This window comes from Sporocytophaga myxococcoides DSM 11118, from assembly GCF_000426725.1.
Taxonomy (GTDB): Bacteria; Bacteroidota; Bacteroidia; order Cytophagales; family Cytophagaceae; genus Sporocytophaga; species Sporocytophaga myxococcoides.
This window is the reverse complement of record NZ_AUFX01000005.1, coordinates 463,641-476,722: the sequence shown is the minus strand read 5'-3', so window position 1 is coordinate 476,722 and position 13,082 is coordinate 463,641. Positions and strand designations below refer to the sequence as shown.

The window sequence follows — 13,082 nt, the reverse complement described above, 5'->3', positions numbered from 1 at the left end:
CCGTAATCGTTTAGTGGGATGAATAATTTCTGCAAATTTTCTTTTCTTTTAACGTTTTCATTTTTCAGCGTGCTGAATGCTTTGTATGCTCAAAATGCATACACAGTATCAGGAACTATAAAAGACAAGATAACCAACGAACCTATTATCGGGGTGGTTGTCTCTGCCCCTTCTGCCCAGGCAGGTACTATGACTGATGAAAACGGTTTTTACAGCATATCAATCCCTTATGATACCATTACCCTTATTGTAGAGCAACTTGGCTACAAAAAGGAAGTAATCATAATCAATCTTGGACAGGATATGTCTGTGGATTTTCTTTTGGCCGATGATGACGAACAATTAAAGGAAATAGTCATTGAAGGTAATCCTCATAAAGAAGCCATTAACTCCACTCAAATGAGTAAAATAACTTTAACTGCGAAGGATGCCAAGCAGGTACCGGTTTTGTTTGGAGAACCTGATCTTTTAAAAATTCTTCAGTTAAAACCAGGTATCCAATCAGGCGGAGAAGGAACTTCAGGCCTGTATGTGAGAGGCGGTGGACCTGATCAGAATCTCTTTGTGGTTGATAATGCGGTAGTCTACAATCCTAATCACCTTTTTGGCTTATTTAGCATATTTAATACAGATGCTGTAAAAAGTATTGATTTGTACAAAGGCGATTTTCCTGCTCAGTATGGAGGAAGATTATCATCCGTGGTCGATGTCAAACTTAATGAAGGTAGTGAGACTAAAACTTCAGTGAGAGGCGGCATTGGTTTGATTGCGTCCAGACTTACAGTAGACGGGCCAATAAAAAAAGACAAAGCATCCTACATCATATCTGCCCGACGTACATACTTTGATGTATTTACAAGTCAGCTCAACAGAATGAATAAAAATAACGCTTCTTATGATCCTATCCCTGCCTATTATTTTTATGACTTGAATGGAAAAGTAAATTATACATTAGATAAAAAGAATTCATTTTACCTGACAGGATACTTTGGCCGAGATGTGTTCAAGTATAATCAAAATAGCCTGGACTTCACATTTAACTGGGGTAATTCAGTAGGTGTAGGGGGCTGGAATCATATTTTTTCTGATAAGCTTAAAGTGACAACTTCTGTGATATATTCTGATTACCGATACAATATCAAAAACCGGTTTAAGGATTTCTCATTTAAGCTAAGCTCTATGGTGAGGGATTATACAATCCAAAGTGATTTTACTTACAAACATTCTGAAAAGCATAATATCAAATTCGGCCTATATACAAGTTACCATCGGTATATTGTGGGAAGACTAAGGGCAGGTACTGATGATGGTACTGTTCAACTTGGCCTTGGCTCTGTGTTTACTTCTCAGGAAGGAGCCATCTATGCCTCCGATGATTTCGATGTAGGTGTAAGGTGGAAATTTAACACAGGACTTCGCTTGTCTTTATTCAAGAATAAATCCAATTATTTTGGAGGGATAGAACCCAGAGTTTCATTCAGATATCTTATCAGTGAAAAAGTTTCATGGAAAGGAAGCTTTGCCAGAATGTATCAGTACATACATTTAATATCAAACTCGGGAGCAAGTCTACCTACTGATATATGGTATCCTTCCAACAGCACTGTAAAGCCACAACGTTCAGACCAGGTAGCCACAGGGCTTTCTGTAATTTTAGGGGATAAATTCTATCTGACAGACGAGATCTACTACAAGTGGATGAAACGGCAGATAGATTTTAAAGACGGAGCTATGATTTATTCAAATCCTAATCTTGATCAGGAATTTGTATTTGGTAAAGGATGGGCTTATGGAAATGAAGTTTACCTTGAAAAGAGAAAAGGAAAAACCACAGGGTGGATTGGCTATACATTGTCATGGACATGGAAACAATTCCCATACATTAATGATGGAGAAAAATTCTTTGCGAGATATGACAGAAGACATGATGTTTCTATAGTAATCGTCCATAAGCTTACCGAAAAGCTTAATATTAGCGGCACCTGGGTATATGGCACCGGGAACGCCGTTTCATTGCCTAATGGCAGGTTTATTATGCAGGATATAGAAGGCACTACACCAAAGGTAATTCCTATTTATTCCAAAAGAAATGGTTTCAGAATGCCTTCCTATCATAGGATGGATTTGGGATTGATTTATAAATTTAAGCCTAAGAAAGAAGGACGTGAGTCAGACCTTACCTTCAGCATTTATAATGTATATAATCGTAAAAATGCCTATTTCATATATTTTGATGAAATCCAAAATGAATTTGGAGTCACTACAAAATTCCAGGCAAAACAGGTTTCATTATTTCCAATTATTCCAAGTCTGACATATAATTTTAAGTTTTGATTTGCATGAGACTGCTTGCTTACTTTATCATATCTATATTATTATTTTCCTGTAACAGGGAGAAAAATATAACTGTTGAGCTGCCATCATATACTAGCCAGCCAGTAGTAGAATTTTATCTTGAACCAGGAAAGCCATTCCGCTTATTGCTCACCGAATCTGCTGGTTACTTTGATCCGCCACAGGTTACTCCAATAGAAGGTGCCACAGTGGAAGTGGTGCACGCAGGTAAAGTATACTATCCTACCTCAAAACCATTTGGTTTAAATCCGATAAATAAAAAATATTATAATTATTCAACGGATGAAAACACGGTTGTACCTCTGGATTTTGACAATGACTTTTATGTTTCAATAAAAGACAAAAACGGTAGGATTATCGAGGGTAGAACAACAATCATGAAGCCTGTGGTTATTGATACGATTTCATTTTTCACAGATGATCCAGAGAAAGCTGCTATTCAGGTAAAGTTTCAGGACAATCCTGCAACTAAAGATTATTATAGAATAATCGGAATACAGGATTCCTTAGATGGAGAAGGCAAATGGGATATGGTTTTTAATGATGATGCCATTCAAACCGAACAAGGAGGGATTGGTTCAAATTATATATTCTTTCAGGGGAGCAAAGTTATAATTCAACTCTTTCATATCAACAAAGATTACTATGACTTTGTCACTTCAACTAAAAATGCTTCAGATTCAAATGGAAATCCTTTTGCACAACCATCGAAGATCATGTCAAATGTAACAGGAGGGATTGGCATCATTACCGGGTTTCAGCCCGCACAAAAGGACCTCATTGTGAAATAAGCAACGATTCAGCAAGGACATCAGCCAGATGGATCACCTTTAATGCCTTCTTATTTTTGCTGATATATTCTGCATAATGCCCCAGACATGAGTAGTCTGTCGAAATGATATAGTCAGCGTTCATAGCCAAGGCCTCCTCCACCTTTTTACCAACTATATTTTGAGAGGCTTTGCTGGAGCACAATGAATAGTTTGCTCCAAAACCACAACAACTGCTTTCATTAAATTCCAGCAATTCAAGACCATTGATACACTTTAACAATTTTCGGGGAGCATCTTTAATCTGACAAAAATTAAGTGCTGTGCAAGAATCATGGTAAACAGCTCTTCCAGAAAAATTGGCACCTTTTACATTTTCCACTTTGAGAACATTGACAATAAATTCGCTAAGTTCAAATGTCTTTTTCCTCGAGTTCTTATAATCATTCCTATGAGAAGAACTGTCGAAGAAAAGTTTATAATTGTTCCGTACCATATTAAGACAGGCGCCGGATGGAATAACAGTGTAGTTTACAGATGATGAATTTTCCTCCAAAAACTTTACACCAAACTCCATTGCATCATCAAAAGCTCCTGTATTCAAGAAAGGCAAACCACAGCATTTTTGATTTTCCTTAAAATGTACTTTGCATCCCAGGTGTTCAAGTAATCTGATAGTGTTAAATCCGGTTTTCGGGAAGAAGTGGTTAACAGAACAGGGTATAAAAAGGTTTACTTCTACTGCGCGCATACTATTGTGGAAAAACCTGTGCTGCTATTGCCATAGCATCTTCTAATGCTTTAAAATCAACGCCTGTTTCTATGTTATGAGAGGAGAAATATTCAAGCATTTTTTCAGTAGCGATATTACCTACCAAATCGTCTTTTGCCATAGGGCATCCGCCAAATCCTTTGAGGGCGCCATCAAACCTTCTACAACCTGCTGTATAAGTTTCCTTAACCATATCAACAGCGTTAAAAGGAGAAGCATGTAAATGAGCACCGAATTCAATCTTTGGAAAAGCAGGAATCAAAGAAGTAAATAGATATTGCAGATCTTCTTTCTTTGCTATTCCTATTGTGTCTGATAATGATACTATCCTTACCCCTATATCAAAAAGTTTTCCTGTAAAATCTTTAACATATTCTACATTATATGGATCTCCGTAAGGATTTCCAAAGCCCATTGAAAGATAAACCACAAACTCTTTCTTATTTAATTCACAAATGGCTTGTATTTCTTTCACCTGAACAAAGGCTTCTTCAACACTTTTGTTGGTATTTCTTTTTTGAAAAGTTTCAGAAAGAGAAAGAGGAAACCCCAGATAATGTATTTTCTTATGAGAGGCTGCATCTTGTGCTCCTCTAACGTTTGCAATAATAGCTAGTAACTTTGATTTAGATCCGGAAAGATCAAGCTGCTCAAGTACCTTTGCTGTATCACTCATCTGTGGCACAGCAGCCGGAGATACAAAACTTCCAAAATCAATGGTATCAAACCCTGCTTTCAGAAGTTGGTTGATATATTTTATTTTAAGTTCAGTAGGAATAAATTCCTTAATGCCCTGCATCGCATCTCTGGGGCATTCAATAATTTTTACCGCAGACATCTATAAATCTTAAAATAAAGCAGAAGCTATTTGTTTTACGCTATCAGATTTCCCCATAGAATAATAATGCAGAACAGGTACACCGAATTCCATCAACTCTTTGGATTGCTGAATTGTCCATTCTATTCCAACTTCTTTCACCTGATCAGTAGTTTTACATTTGCTGATTGCTTCAGACAATTCGACTGGAATGTCCATATGGAATATACTTGGAAGTATTGTAATTTGCTTTTGGGTAGTTATAGGCTTAAGCCCAGGTAGAATTGGAATTGTAATCCCCTCTTCCCTGCATTTCTTCACAAAATCAAAAAACTTCTGATTATCAAAGAACATCTGTGTAACGATGTATTCTGCACCCAGCTCAACTTTTTGCTTTAGATATTTAATATCTGTCTGAAGATTGGGCGCTTCAAAGTGCTTTTCAGGATACCCCGCTATTCCAATACAGAAATCTGAAGGAACGGGATTCTGCAAATCATCATCAAGGTATACACCCTGATTCATACATTTAATTTGCTTGATAAGATCGGAGGCATAATGATGGCCATCGGCTTCAGGAATAAAAGTACCCTCGGACTTTATAGCATCTCCTCGTAATGCCAGTACATTGTCGATACCAAGAAAGTTTAGGTCAATGAGTGCATTTTCCGTTTCCTCCCTTGAAAATCCGCCACAAATAATATGAGGTACAGCATCTACCTTGTATTTATTCATGATAGCTGCGCAAATCCCTACAGTTCCGGGTCTTTTTCTAATAGATTTTTTTTCAAGAAGCCCATTTTCTCTTTTCTTGAATACAAACTCTTCTCTATGATATGTAACATCTATAAACGGAGGTTTAAACTCCATCAAAGGATCGATTCCATCAAAAAGAGACTGAATATCCTGGCCCTTTAAAGGTGGAAGGATTTCAAAAGAAAAAAGAGTCTTTTTAGCGTTTTTCAGGTGTTCTACGACTTTCATCTTCTTAGATAAGTGATAGCTCAAAAATACTTATTTTATCGAAGAGTTTAACCAATAAATAGTAAAAGGTTTAAGCTTTTAGTCATTTTTAAAAAATCATTAAAGGTCTTCAAGTTTTTAAAGGAATATTATGCGGGAAATGGTCTTTTCTTAAAATAAGCCAGGCGCCAGATTCCCATCTTTGTTTGCTGAATGTTCTCTTTGAACATTTATGGAAATAGGATCCGAAAAATTCCCCACCTGATCCTCACCTATTTTAAATGTAGCAATATATTGCCAGACGACCATAGAGGAACTTGGAGGAATAGGATGCGTGTCTATAAAATCTTTAAGGGTATAATTGGCTAAAAAAACAAACCCTCTTCCATCCTTTCTGTCTACATATAAATCAAGGGAATCTGCCTTTCGGTTCATTAGTCTTATCAATGGTCTTCCACCATCAAGGAAAACCTGAAGCTGAGGCTCTAATGTTACAGAAATGTCAAACAGCACTTTAAACCTGAACAATGCCAGACTTTGATCTATCTGACGACAAAACTGTGGTCTGGACTTCAAGTACTCGATATAATCCGAAATTCTTCTGAAAATGCCTGGTTCTACATTATCAGGAACCTCCATTTCATCAAAATCACTTAAAGCTTCCTGCACCTCCACTTTTTCACCATAAGCATAAAAATCTTTTACAAGGTTATTTCTTCGGAATTGCTTCTTGGAAAATTCAATCCTTTTCAAGGAGAACTGGTACATTTTCAGATCATTCCGAATGGAATTAAGTTCTTCATCTGAAATAACCAGAATCTCTTTTAGCTCCGTTAATTTATTGTAAAAATTAATGAGCCACTCAAGGCGCAAATGATCAATACTTTGGGAAAACATTTTTGGCGGTTTAAGTTTCTCACTGTTATAGGGAAGTATAACAGTGATACTTTTGATACACAAAATATAGGTTTTTCATCTATAAAATACAAGTATCTATCCCTTACGAGGTAAAAAAAGTACAATTTTAGAAGAAATTCATTGTCAATTTTTCCCCTATGGGAAACATATTTCACTCAAAATCACTTTATATATTAGTAAAGGAACTGGATGTACAACCAAAACCGAATGTAATTATGGATGAAAATGTGAAAGTATTTTTGGGTTTCCTTGCCGGAGCGGCGACGGGCGCAATTGCCGGTATTCTATTAGCCCCAGAAAAAGGAGATGTAACAAGAAAAAATATCTCTGACAAAGCATCTCAGCTAAAAACCGACGTGAATGGTCAAGTGCAGAAAGGAGTTGAAAAATTGAACAACTTAAAACAATCTGCATTTTCTTTGATCAATGACTATAGTCAGCAAGCCCAAGCTCAGACTCAGGCAAACCCATAATGGGATTTTATAAAATCATAAAAAAGGCTGTCTCATTTCTTGGGACAGCCTTTTTTTATAAAAAATCAAAAGCCTGATTTTAAATTAAGTATCAAGATAATCATTTTCGCCTGACGAGACTTTCGCCTTAAAATTCCCCATAATCCCAATACTTTAAACTTTGAGCTTTCAACTTTTAACTTCATTAAATATCATAGTTTAGAACTGGGCTAAGCCACTTCTCAACTTCTTCTACTGACATATTTTTTCTCTTGGCATAGTCTACCACCTGATCTTTTTCTATTTTACCCAAGCCAAAATATTTGGAATCAGGATGAGAAAAATACATACCACTTACCGATGATGCAGGGTACATTGCAAAGCTTTCGGTTAATGCAATTCCTGTTCTGCAATTAGGATCAAGAAGCTTGAATAAGATGCTCTTCTCTGTATGGTCCGGACATGCAGGATACCCTGGTGCAGGTCTTATTCCTGCATACTCTTCTTTTATTAAAGCCTCATTATCGAATGACTCATCACTTGCATATCCCCAATACTCTTTCCTTACCTTCTCATGCATACATTCAGCAAAGGCTTCAGCCAATCTATCTGCTATTGCTTTTATAAGTATTGAATTATAATCGTCGTGTTCTTTATCATACTTTTCAATTATAGCTTCAATTCCTATTCCCGCTGTCACCGCAAAACCACCTATATAATCACTGATTCCCGATTCTTTGGGAGCAATAAAATCACTGAGTGCCAGATTAGGTATACCTTTGCCTTTCAAGCCTTGTTGCCTCAAAGTATGGAAAGTTGTAAGGACTTTACTTCTATCCTCTCTGAAGACTTCGTGCTTATGATTGCCGTGATCTATTATTTCTTTATTGAATTCATGCAGAATGATATCATCATCCCCTCCTCTTGTGGCAGGATAAAACCCTATAACTGCTTTTGCCTGCAATAATTTTTTCTCTATGACTTCTTTTAAAAGAGCTCTTGCGTCATCATAAAGTTTTTTAGCCTCTGTCCCGATAATCGGATCTTCTAAAATCTTAGGAAACTTTCCTTTAAGCTGCCAGGTCTGGAAGAAAGGAGTCCAATCGATGTATTTACTAATCTCTGACAAAGAATAATCATCAAAGAATTTTGTACCCAGGAATGCAGGCTTAGTTACTTTCGTAGTCGACCAGTCAATAGGTGTTTTATTAGCTCTTGCCTGCTCAATGCTGATATAATTTTTATCTTTTTGCCTTTTAGAATGTTCCTCGCGAGCTTTAGAATATTCCGATTTAAGATTCTGAACAAAGTTATCTTTATTTTCGAGGCTCATAAGACTTCCAGCAACCGGAACACTTCTTGATGCATCCAGTACATGGACAACTGAACCACTATAGTGCGGATCAATTTTTACAGCTGTATGAATTCTTGATGTTGTAGCTCCTCCAATCAACAAAGGCACCTTTAAACCCGCCTTTTCCATTTCCCTTGCAACTGTAACCATCTCATCAAGAGAAGGGGTTATCAGACCGCTAAGTCCTATGATATCGACGTTATTTTCCTGGGCGGCCTTAATGATTTTATCGGTAGGCACCATTACCCCAAGATCGATGATCTCATAGTTGTTACATCCCAAAACTACACCGACAATATTTTTTCCTATATCATGTACATCTCCTTTTACTGTAGCCATAAGGATCTTACCTGCACTTCGGCCTTCTCCTCCTCCTTTTTTCTTTTCTTCTTCAATAAATGGAAGCAGATAAGCTACCGCCTTTTTCATTACCCTTGCACTCTTCACTACCTGAGGCAGGAACATTTTTCCTTCACCGAAAAGATCACCTACAATGTTCATTCCATCCATCAAAGGCCCTTCAATAACCTCTAATGGTTTAGCAAACATATGCCTTGCTTCTTCTACGTCCTGATCTATATAATCAACAACACCCTTCACCAGAGCATGAGCTAATCTTTCCCCAACAGGTAATTTACGCCAGGTTTCATCTTTAACAGCCTCTTTCCCTTTATTTTTAACCTTTTCAGCCATCTCAAGCATTCGCTCTGTGGCATCAGGACGCCTGTTCAGTAATACATCTTCGACATGCTCCAGCAGATCTTTGGGAATATTCTCATAAACCTCAATCATACCTGCATTAACAATACCCATATCCAGACCTGCTTTAATTGCATGATACAGGAAAGCAGAGTGCATCGCTTCTCTAACCACATCGTTTCCTCTGAAAGAGAAGGATATGTTACTAACACCACCACTTACCTTTACACCCGGAAGATTTCCTTTGATCCATCTTGTAGCATTGATAAAATCCACAGCATAATTATTGTGTTCTTCAATACCTGTAGCAACAGTAAGTATATTAGGGTCAAAAATTATATCTTCTGCAGGGAAATTTACTTCCTTAGTAAGAATATCATAAGCTCTTTTGCAGATCTCGATTCTTCTTTCGTAAGAATCTGCTTGTCCTTGCTCGTCAAACGCCATTACAACAACTGCAGCACCGTACTTTCTGACTTTTCTGGCATGTTCTTTAAACTTCTCTTCGCCTTCTTTTAAGCTTATAGAGTTTACAATGGCTTTACCTTGTACACATTTAAGACCAGCTTCAATCACGGACCATTTGGATGAATCCACCATGATAGGAAGTTTCGCAATATCAGGCTCAGAAGCAATAAGATTAAGGAAAGTAGTCATTGCCTGCTCAGAGTCAAGCATCCCCTCATCCATATTCACATCGATCACCTGTGCCCCACCTTCAACTTGGTTTCTGGCTACAGCAAGCGCTTCCTCATAATTGCCTTCTTTGATAAGACGGGCAAACATTTTAGAACCTGTAACATTGGTTCTTTCTCCGATATTTATAAAGTTAGCTCCTTTGAAGACTTTCAAAGGCTCTAGTCCGCTATATCTTGAAAGATGATCTGATTCAGGATTTGGTCTAGGAGAGTATTGTGCGGCTAAATCTGCAATTGCTTTAATGTGTGCAGGAGTGGTTCCGCAGCATCCACCAATAATATTTAGAAGACCTTCATCTAAAAACTCCTTGATGGTCGAAGCCATCTCCTCCGGAGTTTCATCATATTGACCGAATTCGTTGGGCAAACCGGCATTAGGGTGTGCACTGATACCTGTAACAGATTCCTTTGCAAGATCCCGGATGTGTTGCTTTAATTGTTTTGCTCCTAAAGCACAGTTAAAACCTACTGTTAAAACAGGCAAGTGAGTTACTGAATACAAGAAAGCTTCTACTGTTTGTCCAGATAAAGTTCTTCCACTTGCATCAGTAATTGTACCGGAAATCATCACAGGAATCTTTGATCCTGTATCTTCCTTATAAGATTCAATAGCAAATAAAGCAGCTTTACAGTTAAGAGTATCGAAAACTGTTTCTACAAGAAACAGGTCAGCTCCTCCATCTGCAAGGCCTTTTACTTGTTCATAATATGCTTTTACCAGATCGTCAAAAGTTACGGCTCTATAGCCTGGATTGTTTACATCTGGCGATAATGAAGCCGTTCTGTTTGTTGGACCTATTGATCCCGCTACAAATCTTGGTTTCGAAGGATCCTTCTGGTTATAAATCTCCGTAGCTTCTTTGGCAATTCTTGCAGATTCATAGTTTAGTTCATAAACAAGATCTTCCATATGATAATCCGCCATAGCAATCGAAGTACCGCTAAAAGTATTTGTTTCGATAATATCAGCGCCGGCTTCAAGATACTTCAGGTGGATTTCTTTAATGATATCGGGACGAGTAAGCGATAACAAGTCGTTATTGCCTTTCAAATCGCCTTTATGATCTTTAAATCTTTCTCCTCTGAAATCTTCCTCTTCAAGTGTATACCCCTGAATCATGGTCCCCATAGCACCATCAAGCACAAGTATCTTTTTCTTTAATACTTCCTGAATGTTAACAGTCATTTTTCAATAACTTTTTTTTAATGAATAAAATTATGAAGAGCTTAAACGGAGAGATTCCCGGGAAGGAGTTCTACCTTATCTTTCTCTGCTGAAAATAAAAATTCTCAGAGTGGGAGTTAGCACCTTCTTTTAAAGGGTTGCTAAGACATCTAAGGGCCCAATCCCTCCGTCTTTCCGGATAAGTTCAATGCAAATTAATAATAAAGTTTCTTTTTAAAGAAATAATCTCCAAAATTCTTTGCATTCAAAGGTTGATGTAATAATTTTTTAACATTTTAAACATCTCTTTTCCTTAATTCCTCTATTTTTGAATTGAATTAAGAAAAGCTTCGATTCGGATTAACTCCTGAAATTCAATGCTGTTCAATTTTACAATAAAACCCATTTAATTTGAAATTTGCTGCAGTAGATATTGGCTCCAACGCTATCCGTTTTCAGATAACAAGCATCCTGAAACACAATGACATATTCAACTTTAAGAAACTTGAATATGTCCGTTTTCCGCTTAGGCTTGGTCAGGATGTATTCCAGTTCAATAAGATTAGTCCGGAAAAAGAGGAAAAGTTCGTAAAGCTGATGAAAACTTTCAAAATGCTTTTGGAGCTTTACGAAGTGGATGATTATATATTCTGTGCGACTTCAGCGATGCGAGAATCTACAAATGGAAGGGAAATTGCAGAACGAGTAAAGAAAGAAGTTGATATTTCAATAGATATTATTGATGGAGATAAGGAAGCTGATCTAATAAATGCAGTTCTATTTAATGAACTTGACGAAAAAAGCTATATCCATATTGACGTAGGAGGCGGTAGTACGGAGCTGAATATTTTCGTAAATAAAAAGAAAGTTGCTGCACAATCCTTTAAAATCGGATCGGTAAGAAGACTTAATAAACTAGATGCGCCTGAAGAGTGGAATAGAATGGAGAAGTGGGTAAAAGACAATATATCTAAGGCAAGTATTCCTGTCTATGCTATTGGTACGGGTGGCAACATAGGAAAAATCTATGAACTAGCTAACCTTTCAAGATCAAAAGACCTTAAGCCAAGTATTAAAATCGACAAGATTGAAGGAGTGCAGAAACAGGTAGCTGCAATGACTTACGAAGATAGGATTCATGTACTAAACCTCAATCCTGACCGTGCTGATGTTATAGTTCCGGCTTCGGATATCTATATTTCTGTGATGAAATATGCAGGAGCTAAAGAAATGGTAGTGCCTGAACTAGGTCTGAAAGATGGCCTGATACAAATGTTGTTTAGAAGAAATATGCACAACTTAGAAGAACAGGTGACCATCATCAATACAAATAAGTTCCCGAAATAATCCGGGAATTTATTTTTCTGCCCTTAACTTTTTCAGTTTATTATATTTTTGGAAGGTCACTTTACCTGTTTCTTTGGCAATGACATAACCATAATATCCGTCAAGTACACCCAGCTTAAGTATGTAGGAATGAAAAAACCTATAAAACGGACTAATGTATAACTTGATAAATCCAGGTTTCTTTCCATCTTTAAAAAGTCTTTCAGCTGCCAGCGTGCTATACTTATCATTTTTCTGATCATACTGATCAAGCGAATAAATAGTATAATGAAGAATAGATCCTTTAAGCTTTTTGATTGTCGTATTCTTTTCAAAACAGAGCTTTTCATGTACGGGGCTGCTATCCCAATAAATTTTATCTTTGCGAAAAATCCTGATATGAGATTCAGGATTCCAGTGCCCAAACCTCAGCCATTTACCGCAGAAATTGGACTTTCGTGGCACTTCATAGCAATCGTATTGAGGCTTATTATTAAATTCGCTTTTGATTTCATTGATCAGCTCTCCTGACAGCTCTTCATCTGCATCCAGAGAAAGTATATAATCATAGCGCGCATAGCTGTTGCCCAAATTTTTGGTAGGACCATATCCCTCCCACTTTCTTCTCAGAAAATTAACATTGTATTTTCTGCAAATTTCTTCAGTACTATCTCTACTGAATGAATCCACCACTATAATATCGTTAGTAAGACGAGCAAGGGATTGTAAACATCTTTCGATGTTTCTTTCCTCATTGTATGTTATAACGACAGCAGATACAGGTACTTTCATA

The 13,082-nt window shown here is 37.1% G+C and carries 10 protein-coding genes and 1 riboswitch; of the genes, 4 read left to right on the top strand and 6 right to left on the bottom strand.

The window, feature by feature from the left end; translation table 11 throughout:
- Positions 1–18: 18 nt before the first annotated feature.
- Together K350_RS0108005 and K350_RS0108000 are read left to right on the top strand one after the other, a co-directional pair.
- Positions 19–2,334, top strand: coding sequence for a TonB-dependent receptor (locus K350_RS0108005; protein WP_028979464.1), 2,316 nt, complete (start codon positions 19–21; stop codon positions 2,332–2,334).
- A 5-nt stretch (positions 2,335–2,339) separates the two neighbouring features.
- Positions 2,340–3,146, top strand: coding sequence for a DUF4249 domain-containing protein (locus K350_RS0108000; RefSeq protein WP_028979463.1), 807 nt, complete (start codon positions 2,340–2,342; stop codon positions 3,144–3,146).
- Here K350_RS0108000 and K350_RS0107995 read toward each other — a convergent pair.
- The 4 genes from K350_RS0107995 to K350_RS0107980 all read right to left on the bottom strand — a co-directional run bounded on the left by K350_RS0107995 (position 3,133) and on the right by K350_RS0107980 (position 6,574).
- The gene (locus K350_RS0107995) at positions 3,133–3,876 is read right to left on the bottom strand and encodes a (Fe-S)-binding protein (protein ID WP_028979462.1); all 744 of its coding nucleotides are present in this window, start codon (positions 3,874–3,876) and stop codon (positions 3,133–3,135) included. The two genes, K350_RS0108000 and K350_RS0107995, sit on opposite strands and share 14 nt — an antisense overlap.
- Position 3,877: 1 nt before the next feature.
- The gene (locus K350_RS0107990; RefSeq protein ID WP_028979461.1) at positions 3,878–4,735 is read right to left on the bottom strand and encodes a hydroxymethylglutaryl-CoA lyase; all 858 of its coding nucleotides are present in this window, start codon (positions 4,733–4,735) and stop codon (positions 3,878–3,880) included.
- Between the two features lie 9 nt (positions 4,736–4,744).
- Positions 4,745–5,698: a methylenetetrahydrofolate reductase [NAD(P)H] gene (gene metF / locus K350_RS0107985; protein WP_028979460.1), complete on the bottom strand. Its 954-nt coding sequence runs from the start codon at positions 5,696–5,698 to the stop codon at positions 4,745–4,747.
- A 150-nt stretch (positions 5,699–5,848) separates the two neighbouring features.
- A complete protein-coding gene (locus K350_RS0107980) occupies positions 5,849–6,574 on the bottom strand; it encodes a hypothetical protein (protein ID WP_156026968.1) in 726 nt (241 codons plus the stop codon).
- 158 nt (positions 6,575–6,732) lie between these two features.
- Here K350_RS0107980 and K350_RS0107975 point away from each other — a divergent pair, with 158 nt between their 5' ends.
- Positions 6,733–7,068: a YtxH domain-containing protein gene (locus K350_RS0107975; RefSeq protein ID WP_051312967.1), complete on the top strand. Its 336-nt coding sequence runs from the start codon at positions 6,733–6,735 to the stop codon at positions 7,066–7,068.
- Between the two features lie 184 nt (positions 7,069–7,252).
- Here the strand turns inward: K350_RS0107975 and metH are convergent, their stop codons facing one another.
- Positions 7,253–10,984, bottom strand: coding sequence for a methionine synthase (metH, locus tag K350_RS0107970; RefSeq protein ID WP_028979457.1), 3,732 nt, complete (start codon positions 10,982–10,984; stop codon positions 7,253–7,255).
- 72 nt (positions 10,985–11,056) lie between these two features.
- A riboswitch (SAM riboswitch) is annotated at positions 11,057–11,169 on the bottom strand.
- Between the two features lie 205 nt (positions 11,170–11,374).
- Between metH and K350_RS0107965 the strand changes: the two genes are divergently transcribed.
- Entirely contained in the window at positions 11,375–12,310 is a 936-nt protein-coding gene (locus K350_RS0107965; protein ID WP_028979456.1) for a Ppx/GppA phosphatase family protein, read from the top strand.
- Positions 12,311–12,319: 9 nt separating this feature from the next.
- Here the strand turns inward: K350_RS0107965 and K350_RS0107960 are convergent, their stop codons facing one another.
- Positions 12,320–13,081 carry a glycosyltransferase family 2 protein gene (locus K350_RS0107960; RefSeq protein WP_028979455.1) on the bottom strand — a complete coding sequence of 254 codons (762 nt, stop codon included), beginning with the start codon at positions 13,079–13,081 and terminating at the stop codon, positions 12,320–12,322.
- Between the last annotated feature and the right edge of the window lies 1 nt (position 13,082).

Coding starts and splice junctions, on each gene's coding strand:
- K350_RS0108005 (WP_028979464.1), top strand. CDS start 19: ATGAATAATTTCTGCAAATTTTCTTTTCTTTTAACGTTTTCATTTTTC.
- K350_RS0108000 (WP_028979463.1), top strand. CDS start 2,340: ATGAGACTGCTTGCTTACTTTATCATATCTATATTATTATTTTCCTGT.
- K350_RS0107995 (WP_028979462.1), bottom strand. CDS start 3,876: ATGCGCGCAGTAGAAGTAAACCTTTTTATACCCTGTTCTGTTAACCAC.
- K350_RS0107990 (WP_028979461.1), bottom strand. CDS start 4,735: ATGTCTGCGGTAAAAATTATTGAATGCCCCAGAGATGCGATGCAGGGC.
- metF (WP_028979460.1), bottom strand. CDS start 5,698: ATGAAAGTCGTAGAACACCTGAAAAACGCTAAAAAGACTCTTTTTTCT.
- K350_RS0107980 (WP_156026968.1), bottom strand. CDS start 6,574: ATGTTTTCCCAAAGTATTGATCATTTGCGCCTTGAGTGGCTCATTAAT.
- K350_RS0107975 (WP_051312967.1), top strand. CDS start 6,733: ATGGGAAACATATTTCACTCAAAATCACTTTATATATTAGTAAAGGAA.
- metH (WP_028979457.1), bottom strand. CDS start 10,984: ATGACTGTTAACATTCAGGAAGTATTAAAGAAAAAGATACTTGTGCTT.
- K350_RS0107960 (WP_028979455.1), bottom strand. CDS start 13,081: ATGAAAGTACCTGTATCTGCTGTCGTTATAACATACAATGAGGAAAGA.